An 18,654-nucleotide genomic window follows, 5' to 3' on the forward strand; every position below is an offset into this window, starting at 1 on the left:
GCGCTCCTTGTCATACAATGTTGACTGCAAAAAAAGGATAGGAAGCATTATGCTCCGCTATCCTTCCACTTAGTTAGAATCGTTATTTCGATTCAAGTCTGACAGCAACGATTCAATTCGGTTACCGTACTCAATCGACGAATCAATTTCAAATTCTAATTCAGGCGTTTTACGCAGGCGGATTCGTTTCCCAACCTCTGAACGTAAAAATCCTTTTGCTTTGTTTAACCCTTTTAAGGTTGCTTCTTTTTCTTCTTCACTTCCAAGAACGGTGATAAACACTTTTGCTTGTTGTAGGTCACCTGTTACATCAACTCCAGTAACGGTCACAAACTTCACTCGTGGATCTTTTAACCCACGAAGCATGATATCACTTAATTCTTTTTTCATTTGTTCTGCTACTTTGTTTGCACGAACTTTACTCATAAGTCACCTCATTGTCGGCTATAGCCATTCCATTTCTGTTAGGGTTCGTTCTGAATCGGGATCTGCATCAATTAAGGCTAATGCTTTTTGTAGTTCTTGCTCACACCGTTTTTTGGTAGTGGACACAACTACAAGGCCAATTTCGGAACGCTGCCACAAATCGTGATAGTCCGTTTCGGAAACAGAAAGATTGTATCGCTGTCCTAAGCGAGTCAGCAAACTTTTAATCACTGCTCGCTTGGCTTTTAATGAACCTGACTCATATATGAAAAGTTCACATCGGACAGCACCAATAATCATTTCCGTACGATTTCTTCCATTACGTAGGCTTCAATTTGGTCGCCTTCTTTGATGTCGTTAAAGTTCTCAAGCGTGATTCCACATTCGTAACCAGCTGCAACTTCTTTTACGTCATCCTTAAAGCGTTTTAATGCATTGATTGCACCCTCGTAAATAACGATACCATCACGAATTAAACGGACCGTAGAGTTGCGAGAGATCTTACCCTCTGTTACATAAGAACCGGCAATCATACCGATTTTAGATACTTTAAAAGTTGTGCGGATTTCAACTTGACCGATTACTTTTTCTTCGTATTCTGGATCAAGCATACCTTTCATTGCTGACTCAATTTCGTCAATTGCATTATAAATAACACGGTGAAGACGAACATCTACTTTCTCTACTTCAGCTGTACGTTTTGCATTAACATCTGGACGAACGTTAAAACCAATAACAATCGCATTCGATGCAGAAGCTAAGATAATATCTGACTCAGCAATTGCGCCAACACCTGTGTGAATAATGTTTACTTTCACACCTTCAACTTCAATCTTCTCAAGAGATCCTCGCATTGCCTCTACTGATCCTTGAACATCACCTTTAATAATGATGTTTATATCTTTAACTTCCCCTTGTTGGATCTGGTTAAACAAGTCGTCTAAAGATACACGAGATGTTTCTGTACGTGTTTCATCACGATGACGTGCATTTCTAGCTTCTCCAATTTGACGAGCTTTTTTCTCGTCTTTAAATGCTTGGAATTGATCTCCAGCAAGTGGAACATCGTTAAGTCCAGTGATTTCAACAGGAGTAGATGGTCCTACTGACTTCACACGACGACCCACATCATTTACAAGTGCACGAACACGACCAAACGTGTTACCTACAACAAGTGGATCTCCTACATTTAATGTACCTGCTTGAACAAGAAGGGTCGCAACCGGTCCACGGCCTTTATCAAGCTGTGCTTCAACAACAGAACCAACAGCCAATTTATCAGGGTTTGCTTTTAATTCTTCTACTTCAGACACAAGTAAAATCATTTCAAGAAGCTCATCAATTCCAGTGCCATTTATAGCAGAGACATTAACAAAGATGGTTTCTCCACCCCACGCCTCAGGAACTAACTCATACTCAGTTAATTCTTGCATTACACGGTCTGGATTCGCTGCTTCTTTATCCACTTTATTCACTGCAACGATGATTGGTACTCCAGCAGCTTTCGCATGGCTAATCGCTTCTTTTGTTTGAGGCATCACACCATCATCTGCTGCTACAACAAGAATTGTGATGTCCGTTACTTGAGCACCACGTGCACGCATGGTTGTAAATGCAGCGTGACCTGGAGTATCAAGGAACGTCACTTTTTTACCGTTTGTCTCAACTTGGTATGCACCGATATGCTGAGTGATTCCACCCGCTTCTCCAGCCGTTACCTTTGTATTACGAATCGAGTCAAGAAGTGTTGTTTTACCATGGTCAACGTGACCCATAATTGTTACAACTGGCGGACGCTCTTGCAGCTCTTCTGAAGTATCTTCGGCATTGTAGTTATCAATGTCTAGTTCATCCACTGGAATGATTTCTTCCGCTTCCACACCGTAGTCTGTTGCAATCAATTCAATTGTATCTTTATCAAGCTCTTGGTTAATGGTTGCCATGACACCAAGGCCCATTAGCTTTTTGATAATTTCAGACGCTTCACGGTGAAGCTCTTTTGCAAGTTCACTAACAGATAACGAACCTGTAAATGTAATTTTTTCCGGTAGTGGCATCTGTTTAACAGGCTGCTGACTACGGTTACGTTGGTTGTTATTGCGATTACGATTACGGTTGTTATTGTTGTTACGGTTTTGAGGTTGATTGCGGTTTTGATTGTTTGGACGTTGACCGCCACCTTGTTTCTTAGCGGCTGGTTTATTTTGTGACTGTCCACCCTTATTATCTTGGTTTGGACGGTTTTGTTGCTTAGGCGCTGAATCCGCCGATTTTGATTGTGCTCCTTGGTTAGAGGCTTTTTTTAATGTATCTTCGTCAACAACAGACATATGATTTGTTACCTCCACACCCATACCTTTTAATTGATCAATTAATTGTTTGCTTTGTAGATTATGTTCTTTGGCATATTCATATATTCTCATTTTTTTCATATACTTACCTCCACATTCATTGGTCCAATAGTTCGGTTATTTTTGCAGCAAATCCCCTGTTCTTAATACCAATGACTACGCGCTCTGCTTTTCCTATAGCTGAACCGAGAGTGGTTCGGTCTGCCACTTGTTTGACTGGAATATGATAATGGCTACATTTATCTTTTACTTTTTTAGCCGTTGATTCTGATGCATCAGCGGCAAGTAATACGAGACACACGCGTTTTTTACGTACATCTTGTAAAACCATCTCTTCGCCAGTTACAATCTCTCTTGCTCTTGCAGCAAGTCCAAGGAGAGAGATCCATCTTTGCTGTTGATTGCTCATATTCCGCTTTTCCCTTTAGGACGTGAAGCAAGCAGTTCATCGTAGATTTCAGGGGTTACGGTCACATTTAAATGTCTCGAGAGAACATCTTTTTTCTTAGCAAGTAAAAAGATCTCTTCTTCATTCGTTAAATATGCTCCGCGGCCATTCTTCTTACCAGTAGGGTCAAGAGAGACGTCCCCTTCTTTTGAGCGAACAATACGGATGAGCTCACTCTTCGGCTTCATCTCATTAGATACTACACATTTTCTAAGAGGAATCTTACGCTGACTCAAAAGTCCATCTCCTTCTTAACTCTTATTCCCGTTCATCAGAAGTATAATCAGTTGATTCTAAAAACGTATTTTCATCACGTTCTGGAACCGGCTCAAAGGTTTTCTGTTCAAGTAAACCTGACTCTTCAGCCTCTGATTCACTCTTAATGTCAATTTTCCATCCTGTTAGTTTAGCGGCTAAACGAGCGTTTTGTCCGCGCTTCCCGATCGCAAGTGACAATTGGTAATCAGGTACAATCACCTGAGTCATTTTGTCTGCTTCGTTGACGTTTACACGAACAACTTTAGACGGGCTAAGGGCATTTGCTACATATTCAACAGGATCCTCAGACCATTTAACGATATCAATCTTTTCGCCTTTTAGTTCATTAACAATGGTTTGTACACGTTGACCACGAGGCCCTACACATGCTCCAACCGGATCTACTTCTGGGTTATCAGAATGAACAGCAATCTTAGAACGATCGCCGGCTTCACGAGAAACGGATTTAATTTCAACTGTACCATCGTAGATTTCAGGAACTTCAAGTTCAAACAAACGCTTTAATAAACCAGGGTGCGTTCTTGAAATAAGGATCTGTGGTCCCTTTGTTGTTTTTTCAACCTTAGTAATAAATGCCTTCATACGGTCGTTATGCTTATAAGACTCATTTGGCATTTGTTCATTAAGTGGTAGAAGCGCCTCCACTTTTCCAAGATCCACATAGATAAAGCGATGATCTTGACGTTGAACAATCCCCGTCATAATATCTTCTTCGCGGTCAATAAAATCAGAGTAAATAATTCCGCGCTCTGCTTCACGTACGCGTTGCGTAACAACCTGCTTTGCGGTTTGCGCAGCAATTCGTCCAAAATCCTTTGGAGTGACTTCAATTTCAATGATGTCATCTAGGTCATAATTCGGATTCATTTGATGTGCCTCATCTAAAGTAATTTCTAAACGTGCATCAAATACTTCCTCAACAACTACTTTTCTCGCAAACACACGAATGCTACCGTTGTCACGATTTACGTCAACTCGTACATTCTGCGCTTGATTAAAATTACGTTTATATCCAGAAATGAGAGCAGCTTCAATGGCCTCAATAATAATGTCTTTTTTGATACCTTTGTCGTGCTCCAGCGTAGATAATGCTTCCATAAATTCAGTATTCATGGATTATTCCCCCTTTCAAACTTGGGCCTTTCTTTAGAACTGAATGGCTAAACGCGCGTTAGCGACTTTTTTATATGGGATTTCATACACTTTTTTTCTTGTTTTAATGGTTACTTCAATGACGATTGTCTCCCCATCAAACGATTGTAAAGTGCCTTCAAACCCTTTTTGTCCTTCAACCGGTTCATAGGTTGAGATTGCAATGTATTTTCCAACTGCTTTTTGTAAGTCAGACGCTTTCTTTAATGGCCGTTCTGCACCAGGTGAGGATACTTCTAAAAAGTACGCCTCCACAATCGGATCCGTACGGTCTAACTCTTCACTTAAACGCTCACTCACAGTTCCGCAATCATCCAAATCAATGCCTGAATCGGAATCTATAAACACACGTAAAAACCAATTAGGCCCCTCTTTCTTGTACTCGATATCAACGAGTTCAAGATTGAGTTCAGCTAAAATTGGTGTCACTAGGCTTTCTGTAATAGATGTGACATTCTTGCTCAAGCTTTACCCTCCTAACGTTCTATCTATTGAATCATTCGTTTCGTTTTATAAATGAGGCTGCACAAAAATGAAAGAGTGGGTTGCCCCACTCTCCTCCGAACGTATTCTAAGTATTACCATATCAAGATTAGCATACTCATGGTGCTTTTGCAACCGAAGAGAAGGCTCTCTCTAGAAGAGAGAGAGCTGATTTGAATCAGGTAGTCCCTCAAGACAGCCATGTTCATCTAGGTTCTCAACCACTGTTTTTGTCAGCTTCCCACGTTGCTGTAGGTCTTCCTTAGATAGGAATTCTCTTTCTCCTCTTGCTCGCACAATATTATGTGCAGCGTTGGTTCCAACTCCTGTTAAAGAATTAAAAGGAGGAAGCAAGCTCATGCCATCAACTATAAATTCATCTGCTGATGAGCGATATAGATCTGCTTTCTGGAAAGAGAAGCCTCTCTCACACATTTCAAGTGCCAGCTCTAAAACAGTTAATACTGCTTTTTCTTTTGGGGCTGCATCAAGACCTTTTTTATTTATTTCTTCGATCTGTGCACGGATCGCCGTAGACCCCTTAATCATCGTATCCATATCAAAGTCATCCGCACGTACAGTAAAGTAAGATGCGTAATATAGAATGGGATGGTGGACTTTAAAGTAAGCAATGCGAACAGCCATAAGGACATAGGCTGCGGCGTGTGCTTTAGGGAACATGTATTTAATCTTCAGGCAGGATTGGATATACCAGTCAGGTACGTTGTTCTTTTTCATTTCTTCAATCCATTCAGGCTGAAGCCCTTTCCCTTTACGAACAAACTCCATAATCTTAAAGGCCAATGAGGAATCAAGTCCCTTATAAATTAAATAAACCATAATGTCATCTCGACAGCCGATTACGTCTTTTAATTCACATGTGCCGTTATAAATCAGTTCATTGGCATTGTTTAACCAAACATCCGTACCGTGAGATAATCCTGAGATCTGAACCAGCTCAGAAAATGTACTTGGTTTCGTTTCTTCAAGCATTTGTCGTACAAACCGTGTTCCAAACTCCGGTATTCCAAGCGTCCCCGTCTTACACATAATTTGTTCTTCGTCCACACCTAGTACATCTGGTCCACTAAATATTTTCATCACTTCAGGATCATCTGTCGGAATTGTTTTTGGATCAATTCCACTTAAGTCCTGAAGCATACGAATCACAGTTGGATCATCGTGTCCTAGAATATCGAGTTTTAGCAAATTATCGTGAATTGAGTGGAAATCAAAATGAGTCGTTTTCCATTCAGAATTCTTATCATCAGCTGGGAATTGAATTGGACTGAAATCATGGATGTCCATGTAATCAGGTACAACAATAATTCCACCTGGGTGCTGACCCGTTGTTCGTTTAACACCCGTTGTACCGGATACTAAACGATCTATTTCAGCTCCACGCATCATTAAATCATGATCGCTTTGATAACCTTTTACATAACCGTATGCTGTTTTTTCAGCTACCGTACCAATCGTTCCTGCTCTATATACATATTCTTCACCGAATAGCTCTTTAGTATATTGGTGAGCTCGCGGCTGATAGCTACCAGAAAAGTTTAAGTCAATATCGGGAACCTTATCCCCTTTAAATCCTAAGAACGTTTCGAACGGAATATCTTGTCCATCCTTTACGTAAGGCACGGCGCAGTGAGGACAATCCTTATCCTTCAAGTCAAAGCCAGATGCGACACTACCATCATCAAAAAACTCAGAATGACAGCAGGACGGACATACATAATGCGGAGGTAAGGGATTAACCTCAGTAATCTCTGTCATCGTCGCTACAAGTGAAGATCCAACTGACCCCCTTGAACCAACAAGGTACCCATCAATCAGTGATTTTTTCACGAGTTTGTGCGAGATTAAGTAGATGACGGCAAATCCATGGCCAATGATACTTTTTAGCTCTTTCTCCAGTCTTGCTGTAACAATTTCAGGAAGCTCTTCCCCGTATATGCTTTTCGCCATGTCGTAACTCATCTGTCTGATCTCTTCATCTGCTCCTTCAATTTTAGGCGCATATAAATCATCAGGAACGGGTTGAATACCATCTTCCACTAAATCAGCGATAGCGTTTGTCTGAGTGACAACAATGTCTTTAGCTGTTTCTTCACCTAAAAAGGAGAATAGTTTAAGCATTTCGTCCGTTGTTCTGAAGTGAACCTCCGGCAGTTCTTGACGATTTAACGGATTCGCACCACCCTGAGAGGCAATGAGAATTTTACGGTTAATATAATCTTCCTTCTGCAAGTAATGAACATTTCCAGTTGCAACAACTGGCTTACCTAGTTTTTCACCCAGGTCAACAATGTTCTTAATAATTTCGTGAAGCGCGTCTTCATTTTTAACAAGCTCACGTTCAATGAGATGCGCATAATTAGACGGTGGTTGCACTTCTAAGTAATCATAGAAGGCCGCAATGCTTTCAACTTCATCCGCCGACTTTTGCATCATCCCTTCAAAAACCTCACCCTTGTCACATGCTGAACCAATGATTAAACCTTCCCGATGCTTTGTTAGCTGAGAACGTGGAATGCGTGGATTTCTAAAGAAATAATTAACGTGTGAAATACTAATGAGTTTGTAGAGATTCTTTAACCCTTCCTGGGAGGTAACAAGAATTGTGCAATGAAACGGTCTTTGACGGTGGAAATTCCCTTGTCCCATGTGCTGGTTAATCTCATCGTGAGAATAGATCTCTTTTTCACGCGCATCTTTTATCATCTTCCAAAGTAAGTAGCCTGTTGCTTCAGCATCATAAATGGCACGGTGATGACTGACCAGCTCGATATCAAACTTCTTACACAATGTATTCAAACGATGGTTTTTAAGATCAGGATAAAGGAATCTACCTAACTCCAAAGTATCAATGACTGGATGCTGGACTTCACCCATACCTAACTTCTTATAGCCGACATTTAAGAAACCAATGTCAAAGCTTGCGTTATGGGCTACGAGCACAGAGCCTTTAGCAAACTCATAAAAATCTTTTAGTACATCTTCTACCTCAGGCTGTCCACGTACCATATCATCGGTAATGCCAGTTAAATTCATAATTGTATTGCTTAGGGGCTCATGTGGATCGGCAAATGATTCAAAGCGATCAATGATTTCCCCATCTTTTATTTTTACAGCTGCCAGTTCAATAATCGTGTTGTAAACCGCTGACAAACCGGTAGTCTCTACGTCAAACACAACATATTCAGCTGTTTCAAGGTCTAGCTTTTGCTCGTTGTAAGCGATTGGGACACCATCATCAACAAGATTTGCTTCAAGACCAAATAACACTTTTACACCGTGTTTTTTACTAGCTGAATACGCCTCTGGAAAGGCCTGTGCCACACCGTGATCTGTAATAGCCATTGCTTTATGACCCCATGCCGCGGCTTGTTCTACGTACCTACCTACAGATGTCATTCCGTCCATTTGACTCATTGATGAATGCAGATGAAGCTCTACTCTTTTTTCTTCTGCTTGATCCACAACTAGATCAGGCTGAATTTGGTTAATATCGTTTGCAATCATGACAAGATCACGAACAAAGGTATCGTTTTGAATGCCTCCACGAACCTTTAACCACATGCCTTTTTTCACAGCTCCGAGTAGAGGAAGGTCTTCTTTGTCTCGGGAGAAGATTTTTACGAGTATCGAATCCGTATAATCCGTAATTTTAAAGGTTAGTAGAGAACGTCCACTGCGCAGTTCACGGATTTCAGAGGCAAACACATACCCTTGAACGGTAATTCGACGCTCTTCATCAACAATTCCTTCAATTGGAGTCGCATCGTCTTTAATTGGATATCCAAGCATAAGTGGTTTACCTTGAAGATCATTCGCCACTTGTTCCTCTGCTTTTTTCTTCTCAATCATCGCTTCAACTACTTTAGAATGATCCTCTTCTTCACGATTTTTAACAAATTGTTCAAATGCTTTTGTCGATTCTTGATAGGTTGCTTCTAGTAATACATTTGGCAACCCGAATCGACCTAAGCATTCATTTAGGGGATCCGCCAGCTTTCGCTTTAGTGCAGTAGCCTCTGTTTCATTTCTCACCTGAATCGTTACAGTCCGTCCGTCATAATTTGGTGTTTGGTTTTTAAGTAAGTTTCGCAAGGCATCTGAAACATCGGTAACCGTTGATGCAATCATTGGCCAGTAGCCTAACCAAACGGATTCTGTTGGAGTCGAGGTCTGATACGTGAAGCTATGAGTAACCGTTGCAATATGTTTAAATGTTTGAGTAAGTCTATCTTCAAACAATTGGTACACGGATGCTGGAACTAAGTTTGATAATGAAATATGAAAGTGCCAGCTTTTCTTTTCTTTTGAAATGACTAGTTTTTGTATAAAGCCTTCTGAAAAGTAACTAGAAATAAGCTCTTCGGGTATTTGTAATTGCGTCAATAACAATTGAAGTCGTTCTTGTCGCGTCTGTTTTTCTTGATCGATTTCTGGCACCCCCTCTTGTGTAGTCAATAAAAAAAGGGCTGATGCAAAAGATTGGATCAGCCCAAACATTTATACGTTTGAGAGCTCCTGCAGCTTGGATTGAATCACGTCTGCAAGATTATCAATGTGTACGTCTTCTGAATCACCAGTTGAACGTACCTTCACTTCTACAACTCCCTCAGAAGCTCGTTTGCCTACAGATACTCTAATTGGTAAGCCAATTAAGTCTGCATCCTTAAACTTAACTCCTGCTCTTTCAGGACGATCATCAAATAGAACATCCCAGCCTGATTGTTTCAAAGATATATATAGCTTCTCAGACAGTTCAGCCTGCTCTTCATTTTTTGAGTTTAGCGTTAATAAATGTAAATCAAATGGCGCCACAGCAGCCGGCCAGACAATTCCATTTTCATCATTGTGCTGTTCAATGATCGCAGCTACTGTTCTTGAGATCCCAATACCGTAACAACCCATTTTGTATGGGTTCGCTCGTCCATTCTGATCTAGGAATGACGCACCCATTGATTCTGAGTAGAACGTTCCAAGCTTAAATACTTGTCCAATTTCAATTCCCCTAGCAAACTGGATCGTCCCCTGGCCATCAGGTGACGCATCACCCTCTTGAATCATACGTAAGTCTGCATAAGAGTCAATGGAAAGCTCAGCGAAATCTACAGAAGTACCAGTGCTTTGCACCGTAAATGACGTGACACCTTTAAGGGACTGATCGGAAATCACTCGATATCCATTTAAATGTTCCGTAGATAACGATCCTTTTTCAACACTGAAGGTTTCTTGTACTTCTTGCTCATTAAGAATGGAAAGTGACTTTACATGAAGTTCATGTAATGATTTCACTTCATTTAATTCATGATCTGCACCAAGTAACAGAACAATGATCTCTTCATCTGCTTGAACTGGCAGAAGTTGAACCACCGGATTCGTCTCTTTTACGCTACCTGCTTGTACGGCTGCCATCTCAATGTTGGCTGCGTAATTGGAGCTATCCGAATAAGCAATGGTGTCTTCCCCTACCTCAGCAAGAGCCATAAATTCAAACGTATCTTTACCACCCATTGCTCCCGAATCAGCAATAACCGCTCTAAACGTTAATCCAACTCTTGTAAAGATCCGCTCGTATGCCTGATACATTGCTTGATACGTATCATCAAGGCTTTCTTCTGTATTATGGAAGGAATAAGCGTCCTTCATGATAAACTCTCGGCCTCGAAGTAGACCAAATCTCGGTCTGCGTTCATCACGGAACTTCGTTTGAATCTGGAACACGTTTAATGGCAGCTTTTTATAAGAACCAATGGCATCGCGAATAATGCTTGTAATCACTTCTTCATGTGTTGGTCCAAGCGCAAAATCTCGACCATGACGGTCTTTCAGACGAATAAGCTCATCGCCCATTTTGTCCCATCTTCCAGTCTCCTGCCATAACTCAGATGGATGTAAGCTTGGAAGAGTTAACTCCTGCACTTCAATCGCTTCAAGCTCTTCACGCACAATTGCTTCTACTTTTGATATCACTCGTTTTGCAAGTGGTAAATAGGTGTATACCCCAGCTGCATTTTGTCGCATCATTCCTGCACGTAGCATAAGCTGATGACTTTTTACATCTGCATCGGAAGGTATATCACGTAATGTTGGTAACAAAAATGTTTTTTGTCTCATAATCCTTATTTCCCTTCTAGGATTTTATCTCTACATAAACAATTTACTAATGTCGTTCCACGTCACGACAATCATTAGAAGCATAAGGAACGCAAATCCAACAAACTGAATCATTCCTTCTTTTTGAGGATCAACTGGTTTTCCTCTTACTGCTTCATATCCTAAGAAAACAAGTCTGCCTCCATCCATAGCCGGTATTGGCAATAGATTGACGATTCCAAGGTTCATACTTAACATTGCAGCAAAATTAATCAATGTAAGAATGCCAAGCGATGCTGCCTCTCCAGTAATATTATAGATACCAACTGGACCGGCAATATAATCTAATGAGAACTGACCCGTAATGATTGTTCCAAGCGTTTTGAAAATAGATATAACCACTTCATATGGTTTAATAAACCCTTCTAAAATCGCTGCACCAAAATCTTGTTTAATGACAGGACCTACACCTAATTGACCAATTTGCTCAGGACCGAGATCAACTGAAATAGTATTCGCATCAAGCTGTATCATTTGTCCATCTCGCTCTAGTCCAACAGTAATGGTTGTACTAGGATTATCTTCTATAATAGAAGTTACTTGTCTCCAAGTAGAAACGTCTTCTCCATTAATACTTTGGATGACGTCACCCTGCTGGATCCCGGCCTCTTCTGCACCTGAACCTTCAGCAACAGCAGAAACCTCCGGTGTTGGGATCCCTTGAATGGCTGCTACTATGACAAATAAGAAAAAGGCCAATACAAAGTTCATTAATGGACCAGCAAAAATGGCCATCGCCCGTTTCCCTACTGACTTTGAGCCAAATTGGCGATCATGAGGTGCAATTTGATTAGGAACTTCATCCTCAATTACATCTGCGCGTTCATGAACATGATACGTCATCAGTTCATCCTCATCATTAAATGCCTCAATGATCAGTTCGCGCTCCAAATCGATCCGCTCAACCTGAACCACTTGCGCCTCAGGGTGTTTCGACTTATTGTTCACATAGATCTTCGTTACTTTATCTTGTGCATCCAGAACTAGTCCTACTTCATAACCTGGTTTGATAGAAACTTGCTCTGGATCTTCCCCAGCCATTCGTACAAATCCACCGATAGGAAGGAGACGAACAGTATAAATTGTCTCATCACGTTTGAACGAGAAAAGCTTGGGACCCATACCAATTGCAAACTCACGGCAGAGAATTCCGGCTTTTTGAGCAAAGTACAAATGCCCCCACTCATGAACAAATACAAGTACACTGAAAATAACCAGAAACGAAAGTAATGTATTCAATGTTAAACTTCTCCGCCTTTCTTGTTACAATTTTGATTGAACAAATTGTCTTGTTCGCGCGTCAGCCTCTAAAATTTCATCTAAACTAGGTTCAGAAATTCGAATATGCTGATTTAAGGATGCTTCAATTAAATCTTCAATTTGTAAAAATGAGATTTGATTGTTTAAAAACGCAGCAACTGCCACTTCATTCGCAGCATTTAATACCGTTGGCACTGTACCAGCAGCACGACCTGCATCATAGGCAAACTTCATGCACCGATAACGCTCCATATCTAACTTGCCAAAATGAAGCTTACCCAATTCCCATAAGTTTAACCTTTCTGCTGTCTCTCGTGCAAGTCGTTCCGGATACGTTAGTGCATACTGAATCGGTAAGCGCATGTCAGCAGTACCTAGTTGAGCCATCACACTTCGATCACGAAATTCAATCATTGAATGGATGATACTTTCTTTGTGCATAAGCACTTCGATTTGATCGTATGGAATCTGAAACAACCAATGAGCTTCAATGACTTCTAACCCTTTATTCATCATAGTAGCAGAGTCAATTGTAATTTTTGCTCCCATAGACCAGTTTGGATGGGCGAGTGCTTCATCTACAGTTACACCTTCAAGCTCATTACGGGACCGATCTCTGAAACTACCACCTGAGGCAGTGACTATGAGACGATCGATTGAACTCGGGTCTTCCCCATTTAGTGCTTGGAAAATTGCTGAATGCTCACTATCCACCGGTATAAGTGCTACTCCATGTCTATTCGCCTCAGTAGTAACAATATGACCAGCTGTTACAAGTGTTTCTTTATTTGCAATAGCAATATCGCGCCCAGCTTTTATCGCTGCAAGCGTAGGTTTGAGTCCTACACTACCAATCACTGCATTCACTAATACATCTGCTTCCTGATGACAGGCAACTTCCATTAACCCATCTTCTCCTGATAGAATAATCGTGGAATCTCCTACTTCAAGCTTCAGCTTTCTCGCTTCTTCCTCTCCTTTTACACTTACAAGTAAAGGATGAAACTCGCGAATTTGACTAGCAACCAGTTCAATATTCGACCCTGCAGATAAAGCAACAAGATTAAAGTGATCTGGGTTTGATCTGATGACATCTAATGTTTGTGTTCCGATTGATCCTGTTGAACCTAATAAACTAATCTGCTTCAAGTGATCACTCTCCATGTTGTGGCTTTTTCTAATGTTGTATCCTTAAATTAGTTGAATGAGATGTAGAATGGGTAAGACAAAGATCAAGCTGTCAAAACGGTCCAAAATCCCACCATGACCCGGTAATACATTTCCAGAGTCTTTAACTGAATAATGTCGTTTTAGAGCCGATTCAACTAGATCCCCGATTTGACCAAATATAGAAGCAATTAGCATCATCCCAAATGCAGTTAAAAACGATATGTACGTTGATAAATCCGGCAACACAAAATAAATGACAGTTCCAATGATTAGTGCAAATACAACACCACCAAGCGATCCTTCAATGGTCTTGTTCGGACTAATATCGGGCCATAGCTTGTTTTTCCCAATGGCTCGTCCAACAAAGTAAGCCGCTGAGTCCGTTGTCCAGATTAATAGGATAACAAAAAAGACAAGGGACATGCCAATGATAGGTGTGTCTCTCGTTAACATTAGATAATGAAAACCAAAACCAACATATACAGATGAGACAACTAGAAATCCTACCTCATCAAATGTGAATGTATTTTTTGTTAATACAGTTAGCATAAGCATGATTAGAATAAAAAAGATAAACAGTTCTACTTTAGTAAATGGAAATGGGAAAATAGCCCCAAACCACTCAGCCGGTATTAATAATATCCACATGGAAAGCAGACCAGTCAAACCTGTAATCGACATGGCCTGCATTTTTTTCATTTTTAACAGTTCAACCATAGCAATTGTTGCTGTAATACTCACAGCCAGGTTAAACAATGTTCCCCCTAAAAAAATCATCGCAATCATAATGATGCCAAATCCAGCACCAGTAATAATACGCTGTTTCATACTGAGTCAGCCCCCTTTAGCTTACACTCCGCCATATCGGCGTTTTCGTTTCTGGTATACCGCAATGGCCTCCACAAAGTCCTGTTCCCCAAAGTCCGGCCATAATACATCTGTAAACCAGAATTCACTATAGGCAAGCTGCCAAAGCATAAAATTGCTCAAACGGATTTCTCCACTTGTTCGAATTAATAGATCAGGATCATTTAATTGTGAAGTCATTAAGTGTTCATGTATCGTTTCTTCAGTTAATGAGTCGGCCGATAATTTGCCTTCTTCAATTAACCTTCCGATGCTTTTAACTGCTTCTAGCATTTCATGACGACTACCGTAGTTTAAGGCAAAGTTTAAGATCATGCCTGTGTTGGACTCCGTGTCTTTTATTGCTTTTTCTACTGCTCTCAATGTGTGATCGGGCAGATGATCTGTCGTTCCAATTAAACGGACCTGTACATTGTTTTCAATTAATTTTGGAAGCTCGGCGTTTAAGTAAAGCTCAGGCAACCCAAGTAAAAAATCAACTTCTTTTTTGGGCCTCTTCCAGTTCTCTGTAGAAAAAGCGTAAAGTGTTAAAACCTCAATACCCATGTTACTTGCTGTTCGAACAATTTTGGTAACAACCTTCATTCCTTCTCGATGTCCAGCAATGCGTGGTAACCCTTTTTGTTTAGCCCACCTACCGTTGCCGTCCATGATGATGGCGATGTGCTGCGGAAGCTTGCCTTCCTCTGCTTGATCAGGTAAATCAGCTGATGTTAAGTTCGCTTTCCATTTTGAAAATATCTCAAGCATTCGTGCGCCCTCCATCTATCTAACAGTAACGTAAAACGTTAAGAATAAAAAACCCCCTGAGTTAGAGGGTCTTATTCTTGATTCATTTTACATGGAAATCGCTCACACTTCCATAACTTCTTGTTCTTTTTGATCGGCTTCTTTATCTGCAGTCGCGATAAATTGATCTGTAAGCTTTTGAATTTCATCTGTTGATTGTCTTAGATCGTCTTCTGTAAGCTCGCCATCTTTTTGTTGTTTCTTAAGATCGTCATTTGCATCACGACGAATGTTACGAATGGCAACTTTCGCATCCTCAGCAGATTTCTTAACGATTTTAACTAGGTCACGACGACGTTCTTCCGTTAGTGCTGGAATCGCAATACGAATGACTTGTCCATCATTAGAAGGTGTAAGTCCAAGATCCGCCTTAAGAATAGCGCGCTCAACATCAGCAATTGAAGATTTGTCGAAAGGCTGAATAACAAGTAAGCGTGCTTCTGGAACTGAGATTGTTGCAAGTTGATTTAATGGAGTTAATGCACCATAATATTCAACCGTTACGCGGTCTAAAATAGCCGGATTTGCGCGACCAGCTCTAAGTTTTGCGAGCTCTCTGCGTAATGAATCAATTGCCTTAGTCATACGCTCAGTTGCTTGTTGTTTTACTTCTGTTGTCATGCGTTTGTCCCCCTCACAATGGTTCCAATATCTTCTTTTAGAACCGCTCGTTTAATATTTCCTTCTTCAAGGATAGAGAATACAACTAATGGAATATCATTGTCCATGCATAAGGAAGATGCTGTGGAATCCATAACAGCTAGACCCTCTTTCAGCACATCCATATATGTAATTTCTTTGTACTTCACGGCGTTTTCATCAATTGATGGATCAGCACTGTAGACACCATCAACTTTATTTTTTGCCATTAAAATAACTTCTGCTTCAATTTCAGCTGCACGTAATGCCGCTGTTGTATCTGTAGAGAAGTACGGGTTTCCAGTACCGGCAGCAAAGATCACTACACGTTTCTTTTCTAAATGACGAATCGCTTTTCTCCTGATGTATGGCTCAGCCACTTGGCGCATTTCAATCGATGTTTGTACTCGAGATTGTACCTCAATATCTTCTAGACTGTCTTGTAGTGCCAGTGAATTCATAACAGTAGCTAGCATACCCATATAATCAGCAGTTGCACGGTCCATGCCCTTTGCACTTCCTGCCATTCCACGCCAGATGTTTCCTCCACCTACAACCACAGCAACTTCAACATCTAATTCTACAATTTCTTTTACTTGCTTGGCAACTGATTGAATAACACTTGGGTCAATTCCATATCCTAATTCGCCAGCTAACGCTTCTCCACTTAACTTTAACACAACTCGATTATACTTGTTCATCGTTACCCTCCATCAGTTTAACGCGATGTTATCACTCGCCGTCTATGTCTTTTCTTTGAAAAAAGGGACACGTAGGTGTCCCTCTTCTTATATTATTTCTTTACTTGTGACATAACTTCTTCAGCGAAGTTCTCTTCACGTTTTTCCATTCCTTCTCCAACTTCAAAACGAACAAATGATTTAGCTGTTGCGTTTTTAGCAGCAAGGAATTTACCAACTTTTTGATCGCCATCTTTAACAAACGGCTGATCTAGAAGACAAACTTGCTCAAAATATTTGCTTAGACGGCCTTCTACCATTTTCTCAACGATGTTCTCAGGCTTACCTTCGTTAAGAGCTTGTTGCTTAAGTACTTCGCGCTCACGGTTTACTTCTTCCGCTTCTACTTCATCACGAGATACATACGTTGGACGAATTGCAGCAACGTGCATTGCAACGTCTCTAGCAAGATCTTCATCAGAAGAGTTACCAAGAACCGTTAACACACCGATACGTCCGCCTTGGTGAAGGTATCCACCAAATACGTCTCCATCTTCTTTTGTAGCAACTGCAAAACGGCGAAGAGAAAGCTTTTCACCAATTTTAGCGATTGCACTGTTGATGTGTTCTTGAACGGATGTGCTACCATCTTTAAATGGTTGCTCAAGTGCTTCTTCAACATTTGCAGGTTCTTTTGCAAGAAGGTGCTCAGCAAGCTCCTTAACAAGTGTTTGGAAGCCTTCGTTTTTAGCAACGAAATCAGTTTCAGAGTTCACTTCGATGATAACTGCTTTGTTTCCTTCAGTTACAACAGCAGCTAGTCCTTCTGCAGCTACGCGATCTGCTTTTTTAGCAGCACTTGCGATCCCTTTTTCACGAAGAAAATCAATTGCTTTTTCCATATCTCCGTTTGTTTCTGTTAATGCTTTCTTACAATCCATCATACCTGCGCCAGTTTTTTCGCGCAATTCTTTTACCATGCTAGCTTTTACTGCCATAATGTGTCCGCCTCCTAATGATTATAGATCAAATTGAATTCATTCAAACGTAACAAAAAGAGTCGTAAAGGGCTTCCCCCTTACGACCCTTTTGGAAACGAGATTAAGCTGTAGTTGTTTCTTCTTCAACTTCCGCTTCTTCTTCTACTTGCTCTTCATGAGCTGTTGCTTCGATTACAGCGTCAGCCATTTTACCAGTTAGAAGTTTAACAGCGCGGATTGCATCGTCGTTACCAGGAATTACATAATCAATCTCGTCTGGATCACAGTTTGTATCAACAATCGCAACGATTGGGATATTTAACTTGTGAGCTTCAGCGATCGCAATACGCTCTTTACGAGGGTCAATGACGAATAGTGCGTCAGGAACACCCTTCATATCTTTAATACCGCCTAGGAACTTCTCAAGACGATCTTTTTCTTTGTTTAGAAGGATAACTTCTTTTTTAGGAAGAACGTCAAATGTACCGTCCTGTTCCATTTTCTCAATGTTTTTAAGACGTTTAATACGCTTTTGAATGGTTTCAAAGTTCGTTAACGTCCCACCAAGCCAGCGTTGGTTGATGAAGTACATTCCGCAACGGATTGCTTCATCTCTTACTGAATCTTGAGCTTGTTTTTTCGTACCAACGAAAAGGATTTTTCCTCCGTCAGCAGCGATATCGCGAACAAAGTTGTACGCTTGCTCAACTTTCTTAACCGTCTTTTGAAGGTCAATAATGTAAATACCATTTCTTTCTGTGAAGATGTAGCGATCCATTTTAGGATTCCAGCGACGAGTTTGGTGACCAAAGTGTACACCAGCCTCTAGCAATTGTTTCATGGAGATAACTGCCACATCAAACACCTCCTCTTATAATTGGTTTTTGTCTTCCTCCGCACTCATCATCTTTTAGCGACACTGACAAGCAGCACCCTCACTAAAATTAGAGGCGTGTGTA

17 protein-coding genes are annotated in these 18,654 nt (G+C 40.8%); all 17 read right to left on the reverse strand.

The window, feature by feature from the left end; genetic code table 11:
• Positions 1-69 precede the first annotated feature (69 nt).
• Positions 70-426, reverse strand: a complete 357-nt coding sequence (gene rbfA, locus NSQ54_11335; protein ID WYP24927.1) for a 30S ribosome-binding factor RbfA — start codon at positions 424-426, stop codon at positions 70-72.
• 18 nt (positions 427-444) lie between these two features.
• Positions 445-726, reverse strand: coding sequence for a DUF503 family protein (locus NSQ54_11340; GenBank protein ID WYP24928.1), 282 nt, complete (start codon positions 724-726; stop codon positions 445-447).
• Positions 723-2,858: a translation initiation factor IF-2 gene (gene infB / locus NSQ54_11345; GenBank protein ID WYP24929.1), complete on the reverse strand. Its 2,136-nt coding sequence runs from the start codon at positions 2,856-2,858 to the stop codon at positions 723-725. Before infB ends, NSQ54_11340 begins: the two co-directional genes overlap by 4 nt.
• A gap of 16 nt (positions 2,859-2,874) precedes the next feature.
• Positions 2,875-3,186, reverse strand: coding sequence for a YlxQ family RNA-binding protein (locus NSQ54_11350; GenBank protein ID WYP24930.1), 312 nt, complete (start codon positions 3,184-3,186; stop codon positions 2,875-2,877).
• Positions 3,183-3,413, reverse strand: coding sequence for a YlxR family protein (locus NSQ54_11355; protein ID WYP28544.1), 231 nt, complete (start codon positions 3,411-3,413; stop codon positions 3,183-3,185). Before NSQ54_11355 ends, NSQ54_11350 begins: the two co-directional genes overlap by 4 nt.
• A 70-nt stretch (positions 3,414-3,483) precedes the next feature.
• On the reverse strand, positions 3,484-4,617 hold the full coding sequence (gene nusA, locus NSQ54_11360) for a transcription termination factor NusA (GenBank protein WYP24931.1): 1,134 nt from the start codon (positions 4,615-4,617) through the stop codon (positions 3,484-3,486).
• 33 nt (positions 4,618-4,650) lie between these two features.
• Positions 4,651-5,121: a ribosome maturation factor RimP gene (gene rimP / locus NSQ54_11365; protein ID WYP24932.1), complete on the reverse strand. Its 471-nt coding sequence runs from the start codon at positions 5,119-5,121 to the stop codon at positions 4,651-4,653.
• Positions 5,122-5,292: 171 nt separating this feature from the next.
• Positions 5,293-9,591, reverse strand: coding sequence for a PolC-type DNA polymerase III (locus tag NSQ54_11370; protein WYP28545.1), 4,299 nt, complete (start codon positions 9,589-9,591; stop codon positions 5,293-5,295).
• A gap of 69 nt (positions 9,592-9,660) precedes the next feature.
• Entirely contained in the window at positions 9,661-11,271 is a 1,611-nt protein-coding gene (gene proS, locus NSQ54_11375) for a proline--tRNA ligase (GenBank protein ID WYP24933.1), read from the reverse strand.
• Between the two features lie 30 nt (positions 11,272-11,301).
• On the reverse strand, positions 11,302-12,549 hold the full coding sequence (gene rseP, locus NSQ54_11380; GenBank protein ID WYP24934.1) for an RIP metalloprotease RseP: 1,248 nt from the start codon (positions 12,547-12,549) through the stop codon (positions 11,302-11,304).
• Positions 12,550-12,573: 24 nt separating this feature from the next.
• Positions 12,574-13,719: a 1-deoxy-D-xylulose-5-phosphate reductoisomerase gene (locus NSQ54_11385; GenBank protein ID WYP24935.1), complete on the reverse strand. Its 1,146-nt coding sequence runs from the start codon at positions 13,717-13,719 to the stop codon at positions 12,574-12,576.
• 42 nt (positions 13,720-13,761) lie between these two features.
• Positions 13,762-14,568, reverse strand: coding sequence for a phosphatidate cytidylyltransferase (locus NSQ54_11390; protein ID WYP24936.1), 807 nt, complete (start codon positions 14,566-14,568; stop codon positions 13,762-13,764).
• A gap of 21 nt (positions 14,569-14,589) precedes the next feature.
• Positions 14,590-15,357, reverse strand: coding sequence for an isoprenyl transferase (locus NSQ54_11395; protein ID WYP24937.1), 768 nt, complete (start codon positions 15,355-15,357; stop codon positions 14,590-14,592).
• 102 nt (positions 15,358-15,459) lie between these two features.
• Positions 15,460-16,017, reverse strand: coding sequence for a ribosome recycling factor (frr, locus tag NSQ54_11400; protein ID WYP24938.1), 558 nt, complete (start codon positions 16,015-16,017; stop codon positions 15,460-15,462).
• Positions 16,014-16,736 carry a UMP kinase gene (pyrH, locus tag NSQ54_11405; GenBank protein ID WYP24939.1) on the reverse strand — a complete coding sequence of 241 codons (723 nt, stop codon included), beginning with the start codon at positions 16,734-16,736 and terminating at the stop codon, positions 16,014-16,016. Before pyrH ends, frr begins: the two co-directional genes overlap by 4 nt.
• Before the next feature lie 92 nt (positions 16,737-16,828).
• Positions 16,829-17,713: a translation elongation factor Ts gene (gene tsf, locus NSQ54_11410; protein ID WYP24940.1), complete on the reverse strand. Its 885-nt coding sequence runs from the start codon at positions 17,711-17,713 to the stop codon at positions 16,829-16,831.
• Between the two features lie 103 nt (positions 17,714-17,816).
• A complete protein-coding gene (gene rpsB / locus NSQ54_11415) occupies positions 17,817-18,551 on the reverse strand; it encodes a 30S ribosomal protein S2 (protein ID WYP24941.1) in 735 nt (244 codons plus the stop codon).
• Between the last annotated feature and the right edge of the window lie 103 nt (positions 18,552-18,654).

The organism is Alkalihalobacillus sp. FSL W8-0930, assembly GCA_037965595.1.
Lineage (GTDB): Bacteria > Bacillota > Bacilli > Bacillales > Bacillaceae_D > Alkalicoccobacillus.